General features: G+C 57.7%; 21 protein-coding genes and 1 tRNA gene. 7 read left to right on the top strand and 15 right to left on the bottom strand.

What is annotated here, in order from left to right:
* Nucleotides 1-34 precede the first annotated feature (34 nt).
* From ACR0A1_RS02680 to ACR0A1_RS02660, 5 genes are all read right to left on the bottom strand, one after another.
* On the bottom strand, nucleotides 35-820 hold the full coding sequence (locus ACR0A1_RS02680; protein WP_480866136.1) for a hypothetical protein: 786 nt from the start codon (nucleotides 818-820) through the stop codon (nucleotides 35-37).
* The gene (locus ACR0A1_RS02675; protein ID WP_170511906.1) at nucleotides 814-1,638 is read right to left on the bottom strand and encodes a sulfite exporter TauE/SafE family protein; all 825 of its coding nucleotides are present in this window, start codon (nucleotides 1,636-1,638) and stop codon (nucleotides 814-816) included. The genes ACR0A1_RS02680 and ACR0A1_RS02675 overlap by 7 nt, the downstream gene beginning before the upstream one ends.
* Before the next feature lie 28 nt (nucleotides 1,639-1,666).
* Complete coding sequence (gene dusA / locus ACR0A1_RS02670) at nucleotides 1,667-2,686, bottom strand: tRNA dihydrouridine(20/20a) synthase DusA (protein ID WP_170422308.1); 1,020 nt, start codon at nucleotides 2,684-2,686, stop codon at nucleotides 1,667-1,669.
* Nucleotides 2,687-2,778: 92 nt separating this feature from the next.
* Nucleotides 2,779-2,855: transfer RNA gene (locus tag ACR0A1_RS02665), tRNA-His, on the bottom strand.
* Between the two features lie 47 nt (nucleotides 2,856-2,902).
* Nucleotides 2,903-3,385 (bottom strand): N-acetyltransferase family protein, encoded by a 483-nt coding sequence (locus ACR0A1_RS02660; RefSeq protein ID WP_480759069.1) that lies wholly within the window; start codon nucleotides 3,383-3,385, stop codon nucleotides 2,903-2,905.
* A 78-nt stretch (nucleotides 3,386-3,463) separates the two neighbouring features.
* On the opposite strand from ACR0A1_RS02660, the gene ACR0A1_RS02655 reads away from it, so the two are divergent.
* Nucleotides 3,464-3,652: a DUF6324 family protein gene (locus ACR0A1_RS02655; protein WP_170396325.1), complete on the top strand. Its 189-nt coding sequence runs from the start codon at nucleotides 3,464-3,466 to the stop codon at nucleotides 3,650-3,652.
* Here ACR0A1_RS02655 and ACR0A1_RS02650 read toward each other — a convergent pair.
* Complete coding sequence (locus tag ACR0A1_RS02650) at nucleotides 3,649-4,068, bottom strand: MmcB family DNA repair protein (RefSeq protein ID WP_480436653.1); 420 nt, start codon at nucleotides 4,066-4,068, stop codon at nucleotides 3,649-3,651. The genes ACR0A1_RS02655 and ACR0A1_RS02650 overlap by 4 nt on opposite strands.
* 117 nt (nucleotides 4,069-4,185) lie before the next feature.
* Between ACR0A1_RS02650 and ACR0A1_RS02645 the strand changes: the two genes are divergently transcribed.
* Both ACR0A1_RS02645 and ACR0A1_RS02640 read left to right on the top strand, forming a co-directional pair.
* Entirely contained in the window at nucleotides 4,186-4,506 is a 321-nt protein-coding gene (locus ACR0A1_RS02645) for a metalloregulator ArsR/SmtB family transcription factor (protein ID WP_170422312.1), read from the top strand.
* Nucleotides 4,503-4,928, top strand: a complete 426-nt coding sequence (locus tag ACR0A1_RS02640; RefSeq protein ID WP_170396319.1) for an SRPBCC family protein — start codon at nucleotides 4,503-4,505, stop codon at nucleotides 4,926-4,928. Before ACR0A1_RS02645 ends, ACR0A1_RS02640 begins: the two co-directional genes overlap by 4 nt.
* A 215-nt stretch (nucleotides 4,929-5,143) precedes the next feature.
* On the opposite strand, the gene ACR0A1_RS02635 is transcribed toward ACR0A1_RS02640, so the two are convergent.
* The 4 genes from ACR0A1_RS02635 to ribB are packed head-to-tail and all read right to left on the bottom strand — an operon-like array spanning nucleotide 5,144 to nucleotide 7,663.
* Nucleotides 5,144-5,449, bottom strand: a complete 306-nt coding sequence (locus ACR0A1_RS02635; protein ID WP_170403312.1) for a hypothetical protein — start codon at nucleotides 5,447-5,449, stop codon at nucleotides 5,144-5,146.
* A 59-nt stretch (nucleotides 5,450-5,508) separates the two neighbouring features.
* Nucleotides 5,509-5,991 carry a transcription antitermination factor NusB gene (gene nusB, locus ACR0A1_RS02630; protein WP_170396315.1) on the bottom strand — a complete coding sequence of 161 codons (483 nt, stop codon included), beginning with the start codon at nucleotides 5,989-5,991 and terminating at the stop codon, nucleotides 5,509-5,511.
* On the bottom strand, nucleotides 5,988-6,539 hold the full coding sequence (locus tag ACR0A1_RS02625) for a 6,7-dimethyl-8-ribityllumazine synthase (protein WP_170396313.1): 552 nt from the start codon (nucleotides 6,537-6,539) through the stop codon (nucleotides 5,988-5,990). Before ACR0A1_RS02625 ends, nusB begins: the two co-directional genes overlap by 4 nt.
* 2 nt (nucleotides 6,540-6,541) lie before the next feature.
* Nucleotides 6,542-7,663 (bottom strand): 3,4-dihydroxy-2-butanone-4-phosphate synthase, encoded by a 1,122-nt coding sequence (ribB, locus tag ACR0A1_RS02620; protein ID WP_480866131.1) that lies wholly within the window; start codon nucleotides 7,661-7,663, stop codon nucleotides 6,542-6,544.
* A gap of 319 nt (nucleotides 7,664-7,982) precedes the next feature.
* On the opposite strand from ribB, the gene ACR0A1_RS02615 reads away from it, so the two are divergent.
* On the top strand, nucleotides 7,983-9,038 hold the full coding sequence (locus ACR0A1_RS02615; RefSeq protein ID WP_480866129.1) for a phosphatase PAP2 family protein: 1,056 nt from the start codon (nucleotides 7,983-7,985) through the stop codon (nucleotides 9,036-9,038).
* Between the two features lie 3 nt (nucleotides 9,039-9,041).
* Here the strand turns inward: ACR0A1_RS02615 and ACR0A1_RS02610 are convergent, their stop codons facing one another.
* A complete protein-coding gene (locus tag ACR0A1_RS02610) occupies nucleotides 9,042-9,629 on the bottom strand; it encodes a riboflavin synthase (protein ID WP_170396310.1) in 588 nt (195 codons plus the stop codon).
* A gap of 141 nt (nucleotides 9,630-9,770) precedes the next feature.
* On the opposite strand from ACR0A1_RS02610, the gene ACR0A1_RS02605 reads away from it, so the two are divergent.
* From ACR0A1_RS02605 to ACR0A1_RS02595, 3 genes are all read left to right on the top strand, one after another.
* Nucleotides 9,771-11,069 (top strand): capsule biosynthesis protein, encoded by a 1,299-nt coding sequence (locus ACR0A1_RS02605; RefSeq protein ID WP_480866127.1) that lies wholly within the window; start codon nucleotides 9,771-9,773, stop codon nucleotides 11,067-11,069.
* A gap of 80 nt (nucleotides 11,070-11,149) precedes the next feature.
* A complete protein-coding gene (locus ACR0A1_RS02600; protein WP_480866125.1) occupies nucleotides 11,150-12,283 on the top strand; it encodes a polysaccharide biosynthesis/export family protein in 1,134 nt (377 codons plus the stop codon).
* Nucleotides 12,284-12,286: 3 nt separating this feature from the next.
* On the top strand, nucleotides 12,287-14,284 hold the full coding sequence (locus ACR0A1_RS02595; protein WP_480752722.1) for a capsular polysaccharide biosynthesis protein: 1,998 nt from the start codon (nucleotides 12,287-12,289) through the stop codon (nucleotides 14,282-14,284).
* 3 nt (nucleotides 14,285-14,287) lie between these two features.
* Here the strand turns inward: ACR0A1_RS02595 and ribD are convergent, their stop codons facing one another.
* The 4 genes from ribD to ACR0A1_RS02575 form a co-directional block, all read right to left on the bottom strand.
* Nucleotides 14,288-15,388 (bottom strand): bifunctional diaminohydroxyphosphoribosylaminopyrimidine deaminase/5-amino-6-(5-phosphoribosylamino)uracil reductase RibD, encoded by a 1,101-nt coding sequence (ribD, locus tag ACR0A1_RS02590; protein ID WP_480866123.1) that lies wholly within the window; start codon nucleotides 15,386-15,388, stop codon nucleotides 14,288-14,290.
* A complete protein-coding gene (gene nrdR / locus ACR0A1_RS02585; RefSeq protein ID WP_039534475.1) occupies nucleotides 15,385-15,855 on the bottom strand; it encodes a transcriptional regulator NrdR in 471 nt (156 codons plus the stop codon). The genes ribD and nrdR overlap by 4 nt, the downstream gene beginning before the upstream one ends.
* A gap of 119 nt (nucleotides 15,856-15,974) precedes the next feature.
* Nucleotides 15,975-16,385, bottom strand: a complete 411-nt coding sequence (locus tag ACR0A1_RS02580) for a secondary thiamine-phosphate synthase enzyme YjbQ (RefSeq protein ID WP_170403327.1) — start codon at nucleotides 16,383-16,385, stop codon at nucleotides 15,975-15,977.
* A gap of 6 nt (nucleotides 16,386-16,391) precedes the next feature.
* The gene (locus ACR0A1_RS02575) at nucleotides 16,392-16,793 is read right to left on the bottom strand and encodes a hypothetical protein (protein WP_255612048.1); all 402 of its coding nucleotides are present in this window, start codon (nucleotides 16,791-16,793) and stop codon (nucleotides 16,392-16,394) included.
* Between the last annotated feature and the right edge of the window lie 33 nt (nucleotides 16,794-16,826).

The following is a 16,826-nucleotide window of genomic DNA, read 5'->3' as shown; positions in this document are numbered from 1 at the left end:
AACCAACTCTCCAAAGCCAAACAATGGCAGGAGGTTACGGGGATTCGAGCCATTGCGCTACACCACCAGGCAACTGAGGGCGGAAATAGGCGATCATCCGTCCATCCGGTCCAGCGCTGGCATTCGGACCCCAGGGTGCAACACCATGCAGACAGTGGCGGTGCAACAGATAGGCTTCGCCCGGACGTGCTGGTAGTTCGAGACGCGGACAGGTCTCGAATACTTCGCGGCGCGCAGCCTGATAGACATCTGTGATATCGGCCTCGCCCAATTCATGCCGCGGCACCTTCTTCATCGCGGACCGAAAAGCATCGCCGAGGATTTTGTGGCTTCCCTCCCACAGCACCATTGGTGCTGCGTCCACACTGGCCTCGGTAAGTGGGATACCCAATATCCAGGCATGAGGTTCATCCACCCGCCGTCGTCGATCAGGGCCAGCTGGCTTGAGCCCGTCCACATGCGCCGCATCTCGCCGCGCACGATACCGCGCCGCAGCCTCGCTTTCGCCACGCCGGGGTTGAGGGTAGCCCGGATATATTACCGACACCTGCCCTTTGTGCAGATCAATCGATCCAAACTGCTGGTGTGCCAGTTCGATGGCCGCGCCCGCCAGTGCAGGCGAACCCGCGACCCTGCCCTGCGCATCATTATCCAGTGCATCAACGCCAATGAACCACGTGCCATCGCAATCGTGCCAAGCTGCATGAGCCGGATCGCTGACGGACGCACGCGCAGTGGGAAGAGTGTGCGCCACCCAATCCGCCAACGCTCCATCATAAGGAAACTTTACCCAACCTAGCTCGTAAAACGACGCTACCACCCCAACGCCTTTCTCAGCATATTCAGAGCAACCAGGGTAAGGAATACCGCGAAGACCCGCCTGAGCGGCTTCGGATCCATCGCATGCGCCAGCTTAACGCCCCACGGGGCGGTGATCATAGTCATCGCAACGACGATACCGAAAGCCACCAGATTGACCGCGCCAATGGTCAGCGGCGGGCGATGCTCCGGAGCGATGTTGAGAAATAAAAAACCCAGCACCGACGGGACAGCGATGATCACGCCAAAGCCCGCTGCGGTCGCAACCGCCCGGTGGATCGGAGTGTTATAAAGGCTCATCAATGGAACGCCGAAACTGCCCCCGCCAATTCCCATCAGTACCGACAGAAACCCTACCGAAGGGGAAAGCGCGGCGCGGCGCAATCCTTTGGGCATCGCATCCCCCAACCGCCACTCGGATTTACCCAATCCAAGATAGATGCCGATAACCATGCCAAGCATGCCGAACAGCGCCTGCAAAAACTCTGTCCTCAGAGCTGAAGCCACCAGAACACCGATCACCGCACCCACCGCTATGCCTGGCCCCCAGCCGCGCAGGATGCCCCAATCCACCGCGCCTTTCTTGTTATGGCTAAGAACCGATCGGATCGACGTTACAATGATCGTGGCCAGCGAAGTTGCGAGGCATAGCTGCATCAGCTGAGGCCCGCCATATCCAAGTGTCTGAAACGCATAGAAAAACGCGGGCACCAGAACGATTCCACCGCCAACGCCCAAAAGCCCAGCCAACACCCCGGCCAAAGCGCCGATCACAAGCAAAAGGCCCAGCATCTGGGCCAGCAACATCGTCTCGGGCATCATTCCCCCATAGCGGCTCGAAGCCGTCTTAGCCTACCTGTTCCACCTGCGATAGCGCTGCGACAGAGTCCAGAGCCTGCAGGATCACTTCTGGGCCGGCATTCTCGCGCACAGCACCTTCGGAGAGCATCCGCCGCCATCCCCGCGCACCGGGACGCCCCGCGAACAGGCCCAGCATATGCCGCGTGATCTGGTGCAATCGACCACCGTCGACAAGATGCGCCTCGACATAGGGCAGCATATTCTGCACCACTTCAATGGGATCCGCGACGCTGCCCGTTCCAAAGATCAACGGGTCCGCAGCCGCCAGAATATCTGTCGGTTGGTGATAGGCGGCACGACCGATCATGACACCATCAAGCCCAGCCTCCAGATGCTGTTGCGCCTGAGCAAGCGACGTAATGCCACCATTGATCGAGATATGCATGTCCGAAAAATCAGCCTTCATCCGATGCACCAGATCATAATCCAGTGGCGGAATATCTCTGTTTTCCTTGGGACTTAACCCCTGCAACCAAGCTTTGCGCGCATGGATCGTCACCCGCCGACAACCGGCCTTGCGAATCTGGTCGAGGAATGCAGGTAGCACTTCTGAAGGTTCCTGTTCGTCAACACCGATACGGCATTTCACCGTGACTTCGACCTTCACTGCCTCGCGCATCGCCGCAACGCATTCCGCGACCTTTTCGGGTGCGCGCATCAATACCGCACCGAATGTCCCTGATTGCACCCGGTCAGACGGACACCCACAGTTCAAGTTGATCTCGTCATATCCGGCTTCCGCGCCCAGCTTGGCCGCCTGCGCCAATTCCTGCGGGTCCGAACCTCCTAGCTGCAACGCAACCGGGTGCTCCTGAGGATTAAAGTCCAGCAGATGCAGCGCGCCGCCGCGCACCAAAGCAGGCGCTGTGACCATTTCAGTATAAAGCAAGGTCTCAGAACTCAGCAAACGATGCAGAAACCGGCAATTCTTGTCGGTCCAATCCATCATCGGTGCAACAGACAGTCTCGCACTTCTACGGATGTCTACAGGTTTCTTATCCGGCATATCTTGCTCATGTCATCGGAACGCAGCTTTCGCCAAGTACCGGGTATACAGAAAGACCTGCAACCGGCAAACCGTTCTTGGGTTTTGGGAGATGGTACCGCCTCCCTGGCTTGAACAGGGGACCTCTGGATCCACAATCCAGCGCTCTAACCAACTGAGCTAAGGCGGCACTTGTGAGGGGCGATTTAGCGAAGGCGTACGGGGATTGCAAGGGGATTAAAGCTGAATTCGCCAGCTTTGTTCGACCAGATCGACACCGAAGGAATGCACCGGCTTGCTGTCGACAAGCTCCCACCCAAACGCACGATACAGCCCGCAAGCGGCGGCGTGACTCTCATGGGTCCACAGCACCATCTGGCGATATCCTGCGTCGCGGGCGAAACCCATGCAGGCAGTCAGTAGCCGCTTGCCCAGCCCCTGTCCACGAGCCTCGGGCAGCAGCAGAAACAACCGCAGCTTGGCGGTTTGATCATCCAGCCTGACACAGAAAATACTACCCAAACGATCCCCGTCGCACTCGGCGATCCAGCCTTGTTCGCAAGTTGGATCATGATCCGCGATGAATTCCGTCAGAATGCGGGCAACCAGCGGGCCGAAACTGTCATCAAACCCCTCGTCGCGGGAATAGAGCAGGTCATGCTGTTCTACCAGCCACGGCGCATCCTCGGCGCGGAAAGGTCTGAGCGTTGCCGTCACCATGCCCTATCTGACCCCATAGTCGGCTTGATTCTCAACCCATCGCGCGTTAGCACCAAAGCGCATTTCCCGGAGGCGAACATGAGCATCAATACCGAACGCGATATCGAAGCGAACCTGCAGATCGGCCCCACCGATCATGGTATGGTGCGGCTGTTCATTGAAGGTGCCGGAATTGAGATTCCAATGGATTTCGACCCCGAAGAGGCCGAAGAAATCGCCGAGGAAATCCGCGCCGCAGCCCAAGCCGCGCGCGCCATCAAAAGCTAAACCCTGGGGTCACGCAAGGCCTGCAACCGACGTGCAGAATCCATCGCGAATTTCTGAACCATCTTTTTGCGCCGCGCCGGGGCCAGCTTGCTTTCTGGCCCCATACGGATGATTTCGGCATCATAGGCATCAGCGATGATCAAGCCTGTTTCCGCAGGCAGAAGCTCGGTCGGGAAATCCGTATCAACCGCCCAAAAGAATCGGTCACACCAGTCAAGATAGCCCTGCCATTTGGAATCCGACTGATAATCGGCGCGGCTGGATTTACACTCGACCACCCATATCTCACCCTTAGGGCCCAGCCCCATCACATCGACACGCAACCCTCGGGTGGGGACAAATTCTTCAATCGAAACATAGCCGTGGGTCAACAAGTGACGCGAAACACCACGGGCCAGCTTTTGTCCGGGCTGCATAATTAGTGTCATTCCGAGAATGTGAACAATTCATGAACAAAAATCAAGCAACTTGACATGGTACCATTTGGTATCGCAATAATATGAAACCAAATGGTATCCAATAAGAGGTGCCCGATGAAGACACAGACCCAAAACGCATTTCGCGCTCTGGCGGACCCGACCCGCCGCGACATCGTTCAGATGCTGGCAGCGCAGGATATGACGATCGCTCAACTAACCGAGCGTTTCGACATGACTCGCGCGGCCGTCAAAAAGCATCTGACCGTTTTGTCCGACGGAGGATTGATCACCGTCGAAGCTCGTGGACGCGAACGCATCAATCGCCTTGAACCCAAAGGAATGGCTCCGGTTCTGGACTGGCTCAGCTACTTCGACCGGTTCTGGGATGATCGCCTCGCAAATCTGAAGAAAGCTATCGAAGGGAATAAGAAATGACAGACGCAGTTTTGCAGAAAACAATCTTTCTCCGCGCTACGCCAGAAATCGTTTGGGACTATTTGACTGATCCCGACCGGTTGGCCGAGTGGTTTCACAAACCCGAACGTCCCCTGGCCGCTGGACAAAAGCTTGAGATGTTCGGGACGACCAGCGGCGACCTTCTGATTTGGGGTGAAGTGCGTGAAGCGAGACGTCCAGAGTATCTTGAATATACATTCACCATTAAACCGATGGGCGGCGCCGAAAGTGTGGTCAAGTGGACGCTGGAACCCGTCGCCGGCGGCACACGCCTTGGACTGCTGCACGAGGGCCTACCTCAAGGGGCTGACGCCTTTGGCCTGATCCTTTCGCTGGATGACGGATGGGATGAACATTTCGGCAAGATGCGCACCGCATTGCACGAAACTGTTGATGCTTAACCCCTTGTGCGAACCTGCTTCAGGCCCTACTTAGGCCCGTGGCGGGTTCTGCCCTTCTTGTGACAGGTAGCATTCTGGTGGCCTTAAGCAATTCCGAGGGGGCTGGCTCTGTTCAGGTCCTGGCCTGATTAACTGGCGCCCACCTGTACATACAGGTCCTCGGGAATCAAACCGCACGGTTGACTGGTGGTCCCGCCACATATTTACCTAATAAATCAGCGCCCTGCGCGCACTTCCTGTTTGATCGGCGCAGGCTTCAAACCATGAGCAATCGGTGTTCCACCACGTGGTTTGTTCGGCTTCTCAGCCATGCTCATAATCGCATAGGCGAACTGCACACCCGCAAAGACGATCCCGTTCATGAACCAGATCATGGCCAACGCGATCAGACCAATTTCCGAACTGGTGATCAGATGCCGTAGATTGGCCACGTTGAGCGCCAGCAGCACCCCGACAAAGACGGCCGAGATCACAAAGCCCCAGATGACTTGCGTAATGTAGAGACGGACCAGTTTGGGCATGGCGAACCTCCTTGCGCTGTGATGGTGAGTCTAGCGCATGCAGGGTCGCGGTAAAGGCGTCAGAACGCCTCGGGCTGGGCTTCGCGCGCCATGTGATCCAACACAGCGTTCACGAATTTGGGCTCTTTGCCTTCCGGGAAGAACGCACGTGCGACATCGACGAATTCGGTGATCACGACCTTTGGCGGCGTGTCGCTCTGGGTCAACTCAGCCCCGGCCGCGCGAAACACAGCGCGCAGGGTCGGATCGATGCGCGCAATGGGCCATTTGGCGACCAATGCACGATCGGTCATCTGGTCGATGGTGGCCTGATAGTTCACGGCGTCATCCACCAACTTACGGAAGACACTGATATCGCCATCCAGCATCTCATCCCCCTCGTAGACCGCGCCAAACCGATGATCCAGAAACTCATTCACAACCTGTTCAGTCGTCTGGCCCGACTGCTCCATCTGGAACAGCGCCTGCACGGCATAAAGCCGGGCGGCGGATTTCATCAGGCGTTTCTGGTTGGCCGGTTTCGGCGCGTCTGTCTGGGTCATGCTGTCGTGGGTCCGTTGCTGTCGCCCGCCACAAGGATGGACTCGGACGGTGGCTTGAAGCCCACGCCCTTTTTGGAAGAGCCCCACTTACGGCTGAGCGCGATCAGATGCAAGGCCGCAGCCGCCGCTCCACCGCCTTTATTCATCTTTTCGGGGTTTGCACGTACCTCGGCCTGTTCGTCGTTTTCGACAGTCAGGATGCCATTGCCGATCAGCAGGCCCTGCAGGCCCATCAACTGGATTGCACGGCTAGAGTCGTTGCAGACGGTTTCATAATGCGTCGTCTCGCCCCGAATGACACAGCCCAACGCGACATAGCCGTCGTAGTTGCACTGACGGTCGGCCATGGCGATTGTGGTCGGGATTTCCAGCGCACCGGGCACTTCGACCACGTCGCAGGTTCCGCCTGCGGCCTCGATCTCAGCCTTGGCACCAGCGACCATGTTGTCAGCGATGGCACGGTAGAACGGAGCCACCACCAGCAGCAGTTTCACCGGCTTGTCGAAGCTGGGAGTCGGCAGAATGCCATGTTTGTCTTTTTCAGCCATTATCAGTCTTCCTTGAGGATCGAGCGGGTGCCGACGATTGACAGTCCAAACGCGTCGAGCCCCAGATACACGGTTTCAGGCGAGTCTGTCAGCAACACCAGTTCCTGAATACCCATCTTGGACAGGATCTGCGCACCCAGACCGGTTTGCTTGATCGTGCGCGGGCCTTCGTCGTCTGCGGCATACAGCGAATTTCGCGGCTGACGGAAAAGGCAAACGACGCCGCGCCCCTCGTCGGCGATCTTTTCCATCGCGCGGGGCAGCTCTCGTGACGATTTCGGGCCAAGACCCAGAATATCGGGCGCTTCATGCAGGGCGTGGGTCCGCGTCAGGACCGGCTCGGGTGTAGTGATGTCGCCCTTGATCATGACAACGTGTTCGATACCGTGGGTCTGGTCGGTGAAAATCCGCATCTCCCATTCGCCACCGTATTCGGAATTCACTGTCTCGCGCGAAGTTTCAACCACCAGATTGTCGTTACGCGAGCGATAGGTGATCAGATCACTGATCGTGCCGATCTTCATTTCATGCTCTTCGGCGAAGGCGACCAGATCAGGCAGGCGCGCCATTGTGCCATCGGGCTTCATGATCTCGCAGATCACGCCCGAGGGGTTCAGCCCGGCAAGACGCGAGATATCAACGGCGGCCTCGGTATGCCCCGCCCGCACCAATACCCCGCCCCTTTTGGCGCGCAAGGGGAAGACATGGCCTGGGGTCGCTATGTGAGCCATAGTGTTTTGCTCGTTGATCGCGGTCGCCACCGTTAGTGCGCGATCAGCGGCCGATATTCCCGTCGAAACTCCCTCGCGGGCTTCTATCGACACGGTGAAGGCTGTCTCATGACGCGACGAGTTGTTCACCGCCATCATCGGCAGGCCCAGACTGTCGATCCGTTCCGCCGTCATCGGCAGGCAGATCAACCCGCGCCCATGGGTCGCCATGAAATTGATCGCCTCCGCGTCAGCGAACTCGGCCGCGATCACCAGATCACCCTCATTCTCGCGGTCCTCATGATCCACAAGAATGTACATCCGGCCCTTTCGGGCCTCGTCTATGATTTCCTCGATCGGACTGATCGCCTCGCGCAATTGGGCCTCTACCGGTCCGGGGGTTTCAAAACTCATAGGGCAGCCTTTCGCACAACGGGTTTGAATGGCGGGATAGACCAGAGTGGACGCAAAGACCAGCCTGTAAGCACTGTGAGATAGATTGATATGCCCAGCGCTATAGGGCCAGCGATGAAATCTGGTGCCAACTCAGTTTACCAATCCTATGCGCCAGTTTTGACTTAGGCCTTTTCTGAGCATTGTTGCCAATAGCTGAACCTTTAGGCCGGTTGCGTGAACTTTGTCCACAAATTGCCCCAATTGGGCCCTTGGATCGCCTGATATCCTGGGCACCAGTCATTGTATAATGTCCTAGCTAGACGAGAATTTGAGCCCAGTGTCTAAGACCGCTGATCTGCCCGCTGCAAATTTCGTGCGTGTAAGCGCCCTTCGGCGAAACAGGCTGCTGCTATCACTCATTGCACTGCAGATGGTCTATGCCATTGCCGTTAGCATCTATGTAGGACGGTCATATTGGGATTTTTCGACCTCTTCCCTGATTGTCATCTCAGTTCGTCTGCTTGGTTTCATGTTCGCAAATTTCGTACTTTGGCGACTTGGCGTTGCCATGTTCGTCGTGCGACCCAAAAAGCCAATTCAATGGATGTTGCAAGATCTGCGATCCAAAGTGGCAGATGTTGAAAAAGCGACCGATGCGGTTATCTGCTTTCTCAGCATCGTCGCTCTTATCCTGACCTATACCTTCCTGAAGAACGAAATACATGCTGTGAATCCGACACTCTGGGATGAGCAATTTGTACAATGGGACCGGTTTCTGCACGGCGGCGTCGATCCGTGGACCTTGCTATGGCCCATTTTGGGATCCCCGATCGTAACCACTGCGATAAATGGCGCCTATCACATCTGGTTTCCCATGATTTACATCGCGGTTTGCGTCGCCTGTCTGGACCGCAGTGACCCGAACCGCAGCACCGTTTTTCTGGTAGCGTTTGCACTGTGCTGGTTTGTAGGCGGCAATGTGATTGCAACCATCTTTGCCTCGGTTGGTCCCGTTTACTACGAACCCTTCAATCTTGGCTCTGACTTCGTTCCGCAGATGGAGTTGTTACGCAAATCACACGAAATCAGCCCGGTCTGGGCGCTGAATGTGCATGAAATGCTGTTGGATGGTTATCGGAATAATGGGCTAGCAGGCGGAATCTCGGCGATGCCCAGCATGCATGTTGCCTCTACTGTGCTGCTGGCGTTCTACGGCTTCACCTATTCGCGTTGGCTCGGCTGGGCGCTGTCGGTGTTTGCCTTCATCATCTTACTAGGCTCGGTTCACCTCGCCTGGCACTACGCCATCGACGGGTATGTCTCAATCCTGCTGGCTTCATGCTTCTGGTGGCTGTCCAAGAGGCTGACGGCCAAATTTGGACCTTCCACCTGAAGGTCAGGACATCTCGGCCAGTCGCGCGACGTATCGGGCCAGAGTATCGATCTCAAGGTTCACGCGATCACCGACCGAGACGTCACCCCATGTGGTGACCTCTTTGGTGTGAGGGATGAAGTTGATACCAAAGTCACACCCGTCCACATCATTAACCGTCAGCGATGTGCCGTTCAGCGCGACGGACCCTTTCGGAGCGATAAACCGTGCCAGATTGGCAGGCGCCCGCAATGTCACCCGCGTGCTATCACCCTCGTCTATCACAGAGACCACCTCAGCCACGCCATCCACGTGGCCCGAGACGATGTGCCCTCCCAATTCATCCCCGACCTTCAAGGCACGTTCCAGATTGACGCGCTTGCCCACCTGCCAACTGTCCAGATTGGTTTTCGAAACCGTCTCAGCGCTGATCTGCACATCATACCAATCATCGCCCAACGCGATGACGGTTAGGCAGACGCCATCACTTGCGATTGAAGCGCCAATATCAATGCCCGCCGTTTCATAGCTTGTCTTGATCCGTGCCCGCAGGTCGCCCTGCTGGTCCAGTTCGGTAACGGTGCCAATATCGGTGACGATCCCTGTGAACATATCATTAACCCTCTGAACCTAGCTTCAATAGCCGAGGTAAAGGCACGCAGCTCTACCGGCAAGCCCTGCCTTGCCGTGAAAACGACAAAGAGGCATAATTTTATACAAACGCACCACAAGGCCACTAGACGAGCAGATTGCATGGCACCCTTGACCGCTTGCCCCGACCAGCGTGTGTTCCTGTTTCTACAGGGACCGCATGGTCCGTTCTTTAACGCGCTTGGTCGGATGCTGCGGGCTGCGGGTGCCCAGGTCTGGCGGTTTGGCTTCAACGCGGGTGATCAGGCCTTCTGGGGCGACAAATCCAGCTATATTCCGTATCGCGGTGCGCCCGACGACTGGCCAGAAACCTTCAGCGATTTGCTCGCCCACCACGGTGTGACCGATATCGTGTTATATGGAGACACCCGGCCCGTGCACGCACGAGCCATCGAAATTGCCAATGCGCGCAGGATCACGGTTCATGTGTTTGAAGAAGGCTACCTTCGCCCCTGGTGGGTGACTTACGAACGAAGTGGCTCGAACGGAAATTCGCGTCTAATGAAACTGGACGTGGCACAGATGCAAACGGCGCTTGCACAATCCGAAGGTCACGCGCCTCCACCTCCGTCTCACTGGGGGGATATGCGCCAGCACATCTTTTACGGTGCGCTCTATCACTGGTTTGTGCTGTTTCTGAACCGCAGATATCAGAAATTCCGACCACATCGAGAGCTGCCGGTTTCGAAAGAGTTTCGTTTGTACTTCAAACGTCTGAGTCTGATGCCCATTCACAGGCTACAGCGGGGTTGGGCCACAGCACAGGTCAGATGGAGCGGTTTTCCATACCATCTTGTGTTGCTTCAATTGGGCCATGACAGTTCGGTGCAGTACCACTCGGATTTTTCCTGTATGTCCGAGTTTCTCGAATTGGTGATCGCCGGATTCGCCAAAGGCGCCCCGGCGCATCACCACCTCGTTATCAAGGAACATCCACTTGAGAACCACCGTGAGCCGCTGCGGCTGCGGGCGCGCCAGCTTGCAGCTCAGCACGGCATCACAAACCGAATTCACTATGTGCCCGGTGGTAAGCTGGCCAGGTTGCTAGACGATGCAAAATCCGCCGTGACGGTGAATTCCACGGCAGGCCAGCAGGTTCTGTGGCGTGGCATACCTTTGCGGATTTTTGGGCAGTCGGTTTATGACAAGCCCGAATTCGTATCTCGGCAATCGATTGAGGCATTCTTTGCCCAGCCAGATGCCCCGGGCGGCAAGGCCTATCGGGCTTATCGCCAATTTCTTCTGGAAACCTGCCAAGTCCCCGGGGGGTTCTATTCTCGCCGAGGGCGTCGTCAATTGCTGCGGCGAGCGGCTGATATGATGCTATCGGCTCAGGACCCCTATCAAGGGTTGCTCTCCGATAAAGAGGCCACAACGCCACAGTTGCGCGTTGTTGAATGATCGCGGGCAACCTGCTGCTGGATGTTTCGAAGCGATGCGGGTAACCTTCCCAAAACAAAGACGATTGAGGTAAATCGGCAGTGCAGCGCTTTCCTACCCGATGGATCCGGGGGGTTTCCCTTGTGGCGACCCTTGGCCTGCTGGCAGCATGCCAGCTTCCCAAATCCGGACCGAACAAAAACGAAATTCTAGCCGGGTCGGTCGAAAACGGGGGTAACGCCTTTGTAGTTGAGGTCGACGACCGTGTTGCGCGGGCCACATCGGTGATTCCGCAATACGGGTTTTCGAAATCTTTCCGCAGCGCGCAAAGCGTCGCATCCGATACCGTACGCCCCGGCGATATTCTGAGTCTCAGCATCTGGGAAAATGTCGAGGATGGGTTGCTAAGTTCCGCAGCCGGTGGCGCAACCGTTCTGGATCAGGTGCAGGTCGACAGCGAAGGTTACATATTTGTCCCTTATGCCGGGCGGCTGCGTGCGGCGGGCAATACGCCCGAGCAGCTCCGCACGTTGATTTCCTCGAAGCTGGAAGAACAGACTCCGGATCCGCAAGTCCAGGTGTCGCGTACTCCGGGCGATGGGTCGACCGTTTCTCTGATCGGAACTATAGGCGCGCCGGGAATCTATCCGATTGAGCGACCGACTGGCTCGTTGTCGACCATGCTCGCGCAAGCAGGCGGGGTGGCAGTTGCATCCGATATCGCATTGGTCACTGTGATCAGGGGCAAGCAAAGAGGAACCATCTGGTACGACGATCTGTTCCGCAACCCGGAAACCGATATCGCCCTGCGCGGCGGCGATCGCATTCTGGTCGAACAGGACAGCCGCTCATACATCGCGCTGGGTTCGACCGGCGGGCAATCCCGCGTGGCCTTTGAAAGTCAGGACCTATCCGCCCTCGAGGCGCTGGCACAGGTCGGAGGCCTACAGCCGCTATCCTCAGACCCGACCGGTATTTTTGTTCTGCGTGAGGAACGGCAGGATGTGGCGCGCAATGTCATGGGACGTCCCGAGCTACAGGGTGATCAGCGCATGATCTATCTGCTGAACCTGACCGCGCCCAATGGCCTGTTCATCGCCCGCGATTTCGTGATCCGAGACGATGACACGATATACGTCACCGAGGCCCCATATGCACAGTGGAGCAAATCTGTCTCACTGATTGCCGGAGGTCTGACGCCATTTGCGAATGTGGCGACGCTTACGGGTAACTGATGAATGCTCTCTGAACCGGAGAACACGGCCGGGGGCGAACGCTCCCGGCTTTTTGTTTACAACGGTGGGTTCCTGACACAGTCGCGGCTGCGTCGTATATTGTCTCTGGCCGGGTATGACATCCGGCTTGGTCTGCCACAGCCAGACGATCTGGTCGGGGTCTGGGGCAACAGCCCGACAGCCCATCGGGGCATGGGTATCGCGCAGAAACGCGATGTGCCCGTCCTGAGGGTCGAAGACGCGTTCCTGCGGTCTCTGCACCCTGGACGAAGCGGTGAGGCACCCATGGGTCTGTTGTTGGATCGATCGGGTCTGCATTTTGATCCGAGTGTGCCTTCGGATCTGGAAACTCTGTTAGCCACGCATCCGCTGGATGACACCGCCCTGCTGGATCGCGCGCGAGGCGCAATCGCGCGCATTCGAGAGCTGCATCTGAGCAAATACTCGGCCTTTGACCTTGATCTGACGCCTCCCGATCCTGGCTACGTTCTAGTGATCGACCAGACGCAGGGAGATGCTGCCGTCACCGCAAGCAACGGCGACTATGCACGGTTCCGCGAGATGCTGGTAATCGCGCAAGAGGAAAACCCCGGCGCGCGCATCCTCATCAAAAGCCACCCCGAAACCACGGCAGGCCACCGCAAGGGATACTTTTCCGATCAGGATCTGAGTGACAGAATATCGATCCTCAACAGCCCCATCAGTCCATGGTCGCTGCTTGAAGGGGCCATCGGGGTTTACACGCTGTCCTCGCAGATGGGATTTGAGGCGATATTGGCCGGGCACAAACCTCGCGTGTTCGGGCAACCATTCTACGCTGGGTGGGGGCTGACGCAAGATGATGCACCCCTGCTCCGTCGCCAACGGAATCTTACGCGGGCGCAGCTTTTTGCAGCTGCGATGATCTTGTATCCGCGTTGGTATGATCCCTACCATGATCGCCTGTGCGAATTGGAATACGTGCTCGATACGCTTGAGGCGCAAACCCGGGCCTGGCGGCAGGACCACAAAGGCTGGACCGCCTCCGGGATGCGGGTATGGAAACGCCGCCACCTGCAACGCATTTTCGGCCAGCACCATAAGGTGCGTTTCGTGGCCGAGCAGCCAGAGAACACCAAACAACCCCATATGGTCTGGGCCAGCCGGGCCGGTGAGACGCTGAATGCAACCCGGATTGAGGATGGCTTTTTACGATCCCGTGGGTTGGGCGCGGAGCTGGTTCCACCGCTGTCGCTGGTGACCGATGATATCGGCATTTACTACGATCCAACGCATCCCAGCCGCCTGGAAGAATGGATCACCACGCGCGAAACCTTGCGCCCTGATCAGAGGCTCCGCGCCGAGCGGCTGACAGCCCGGCTGCTGACCGAGGGCCTAAGCAAGTACAACATCGGCCACCCCGCCCCGGACCTACCGAAGGGGCGTCGCGTTCTAGTGCCAGGTCAGGTTGAAGATGACGCCTCGATCCGGCTGGGAACAAGCAATATCCGCACCAATCTGGACCTGCTGCGCGCGGCGCGCGAGGCCAATCCCGACGCTGTGTTGATCTATAAACCTCATCCGGATGTCGAAGCTGGTCTGCGCGACGGCAAGATCGAAACTGATCTGGCCGATGTCATTGTAGAAGGCACCGATCCTGCCACCCTGCTTGGACAGGTGGATGAGGTCTGGACTATGACCTCTCTGCTGGGGTTCGAGGCTTTGCTGCGCGGCGTCCGGGTCACCACACTCGGCGCTCCGTTCTACGCCGGTTGGGGGCTGACAACGGATCTGGGGGCAGTGCCTGCGCGACGTGGCGCGCGGCCTTCGCTGATGGGATTGGTGCACGCAACGCTGATTGACTACCCCCGCTATCTCGATCCGGTGACGGGACAGACCTGCCCCGTCGAAATCGCGGTCGAACGGCTTGCGCAGGGTACGCCATCCCCTACCGGACCCGTAAATCGCATCTTGTCCAAATTTCAGGGCGCGCTGGCAACGCATGCGCATTGGTGGCGCTAAAGGCTAGTGCGTCACGCGCGCCCAGCGATGTAGGATATCGCCGCCTACGACCTGTGTTTTGATCAGATCAAATCGGGGGGCAGTATCCAGAGTATCAAGCCTCAGAGCCCCGATCGCGGACAGACCTTCGGCCCCGATGGTCAGCCCCGCTGTAAAACCGACCAACTCATCGACCAGATCGCCCTTTAGCAAAGATGCAGCCAATGCTGATCCGCCTTCGCAAAAGACACGCGTCAATCCGGCCTGCCCAAGCTGCTGCAACAGATCAGCCGCATCCACGTGATGACCATCCAGCGCACAAGGGATCAGACGGGCACCCAACCCCTCCCATGCGCGCGTACGCTCGGGGTCTGGGTGGGGGCCGTGACAGAGCCAGACAGGGATATCGGACGCGGTTCGCGCAAGTTGCCCCATCAAGGGCAGATCTAGATGGCGCGAGACCACCACGCGCACCGGCTGATGCTGCACGCCCAGATCACGAACCGTCAGCGACGGATCATCGGCGCGCGCTGTCCCTGCCCCAACCATCACCGCATCGTGGCGCGCACGCATCGCATGCACCGCGCGGCGAGCATTTGGACCTGTGATCCACTGACTGTGCCCGGTTTCCGTAGCAATCCGTCCATCAAAGCTGCTGGCCAGTTTCAAAGTCACAAACGGGCGGCCCTGCTCGGTTTTCAGGAAAAACCCTGCGTGGTCGCGTGCTGCCTGTTCCGCCAGAACACCGGTGGTGACCTCAATCCCGGCCTCGCGCAACATGGCAAACCCTTGCCCTGCGACCCGAGGATCGCTGTCTTCGATCGCCGAGACCACACGGGTAACACCGGCCGCAATCAGCGCTTCGGCACAGGGCGGCGTCTTTCCGTAGTGTGAACAGGGTTCAAGCGAGACATAAGCGGTGGCACCTCGCGCGGCCTTACCCGCCTGCGTCAGAGCCATAGGTTCTGCATGCGGACGACCCCCGGGCTGCGTCCAGCCGCGACCAACGATGCGTCCATCGCGCACGACGACACACCCGACGGACGGATTCGGCCAGCAGGTGCCTTGGCCGCGCCGCCCCAATGATAGGGCCAGCGCCATATATCGCTTATCTGTATCGCTCACTCATCCGTCGAAGGTTGCGGCGGGCGCAACTCGTGGACAAACTCCTCGAAATCATCGGCCGCCTGGAAATTCTTGTACACACTCGCAAAGCGAACATATGCGACCGTATCAATCCGGGCCAGCGCTTCCATTACAATTTCACCGATTTTATTCGAAGGGATATCGGTTTCCCCCATGCTTTCAAGACGGCGCACGATACCGGAGATCATCTGATCAATCCGATCGGGATCAATGGGCCGCTTCTGCATCGAAATACGGATCGAGCGTTCCAGCTTGTCGCGGTCGAAGTCTTCGCGCTTACCGTTGGTTTTGATGACGACCAGATCACGCAGTTGCACGCGTTCATAGGTGGTGAACCGTCCGCCGCAGGCCGGGCAGAACCGCCGTCTACGGATCGCGACGTGATCCTCTGCCGGGCGTGAATCTTTGACCTGAGTATCGATATTTCCGCAAAACGGGCAGCGCATCCGCCGTCTCCTCGTCCCTAGCTGGCCACTTTTTGTAAGCGCTGCGGCTTACTTATCCACAACTATAGGACAGCCTCTAGAGTTTGGGTAGTCGGAATTTTCTACCCCAATATAAAGCGTCACCCAAAATGCGCAGCGACCTTTCTTTCATGCGGCGCGTTGCGGTGTTCAAACAGATATATCCCCTGCCATGTGCCCAGCGCAGGTACCCCATCTGACACCGGTATCGACAGCGAAACAGGCATCATCGCGGCCTTGATATGGGCTGGCATGTCGTCCGGCCCCTCATAGGTGTGGCGCAGATAAGCCATCGACGGATGATCCGATTGCGGCACCAGCCGATCAAAGAATGCGCGCAGATCAGTCTGCACCTCGGGGTCGGCGTTTTCCTGAATAAGCAGCGAACAAGAAGTGTGGCGCACAAAGAGCGTCAGCAAACCGTCCGAAACCGGCCTCAGCCAACTGCGCACAGGGGCGGTAATCTCATAGAGCCCCACGCCCTGTGTCTGGATCGAGAATTCTGTCTGCATCGCAGGTCAATTGATAAACGGACGGACGCCGCACCGCGCATTTGCGCCCTGTACCGACATGCTGTCACCCGGCTGGAACCCGGCTGTGACCGAAAAGCTGCCTTTCTGCGGGACATTGGCGGGTTGTTTCAGTGTGAACTGTACCGCCGTCCGGCGTCCCGTTGTCACGCTGGGGCCGTAGCCGCGCAGAACGTAGATTTGTTGCTGCCACCCAGCACCCAATTTCCGGCGGGCAAAATCAGCAGCGGCGCACCAATATCCATCAGTATCCTGACGTGTCCTTGGAATGACCTCAAAGTCTGTGCCGCTCATCGGTTCCGTTCGATAACCGTTCGGCGCTGCATCGACAACGCCCGCAGAGCTGGTCATAAGCAGTGCTGCAAATGCGCAAAGTATTGTCTGTTTCATCGTGACCATCTTCCTGTTTCCATGTGAAATATA

Source organism: Ruegeria sp. D6 (genome assembly GCF_056534365.1).
The sequence above is the reverse complement of the archived record's forward strand: the minus strand, read 5'-3'. Positions and strand labels throughout refer to the sequence as shown.

Coding starts and splice junctions, on each gene's coding strand:
- ACR0A1_RS02580 (WP_170403327.1), bottom strand. CDS start 16,385: ATGCAGACAGAATTCTCGATCCAGACACAGGGCGTGGGGCTCTATGAG.
- ACR0A1_RS02635 (WP_170403312.1), bottom strand. CDS start 5,449: ATGCCCAAACTGGTCCGTCTCTACATTACGCAAGTCATCTGGGGCTTT.
- ACR0A1_RS02675 (WP_170511906.1), bottom strand. CDS start 1,638: ATGCCCGAGACGATGTTGCTGGCCCAGATGCTGGGCCTTTTGCTTGTG.
- nrdR (WP_039534475.1), bottom strand. CDS start 15,855: ATGCGCTGCCCGTTTTGCGGAAATATCGATACTCAGGTCAAAGATTCA.
- ACR0A1_RS02650 (WP_480436653.1), bottom strand. CDS start 4,068: ATGCAGCCCGGACAAAAGCTGGCCCGTGGTGTTTCGCGTCACTTGTTG.
- nusB (WP_170396315.1), bottom strand. CDS start 5,991: ATGACCCAGACAGACGCGCCGAAACCGGCCAACCAGAAACGCCTGATG.
- ACR0A1_RS02575 (WP_255612048.1), bottom strand. CDS start 16,793: ATGAAACAGACAATACTTTGCGCATTTGCAGCACTGCTTATGACCAGC.
- ACR0A1_RS02655 (WP_170396325.1), top strand. CDS start 3,464: ATGAGCATCAATACCGAACGCGATATCGAAGCGAACCTGCAGATCGGC.
- ACR0A1_RS02660 (WP_480759069.1), bottom strand. CDS start 3,385: ATGGTGACGGCAACGCTCAGACCTTTCCGCGCCGAGGATGCGCCGTGG.
- ACR0A1_RS02645 (WP_170422312.1), top strand. CDS start 4,186: ATGAAGACACAGACCCAAAACGCATTTCGCGCTCTGGCGGACCCGACC.
- ACR0A1_RS02625 (WP_170396313.1), bottom strand. CDS start 6,539: ATGGCTGAAAAAGACAAACATGGCATTCTGCCGACTCCCAGCTTCGAC.
- ACR0A1_RS02610 (WP_170396310.1), bottom strand. CDS start 9,629: ATGTTCACAGGGATCGTCACCGATATTGGCACCGTTACCGAACTGGAC.
- ACR0A1_RS02595 (WP_480752722.1), top strand. CDS start 12,287: ATGCTCTCTGAACCGGAGAACACGGCCGGGGGCGAACGCTCCCGGCTT.
- ribB (WP_480866131.1), bottom strand. CDS start 7,663: ATGAGTTTTGAAACCCCCGGACCGGTAGAGGCCCAATTGCGCGAGGCG.
- ACR0A1_RS02605 (WP_480866127.1), top strand. CDS start 9,771: ATGGCACCCTTGACCGCTTGCCCCGACCAGCGTGTGTTCCTGTTTCTA.
- dusA (WP_170422308.1), bottom strand. CDS start 2,686: ATGCCGGATAAGAAACCTGTAGACATCCGTAGAAGTGCGAGACTGTCT.
- ACR0A1_RS02640 (WP_170396319.1), top strand. CDS start 4,503: ATGACAGACGCAGTTTTGCAGAAAACAATCTTTCTCCGCGCTACGCCA.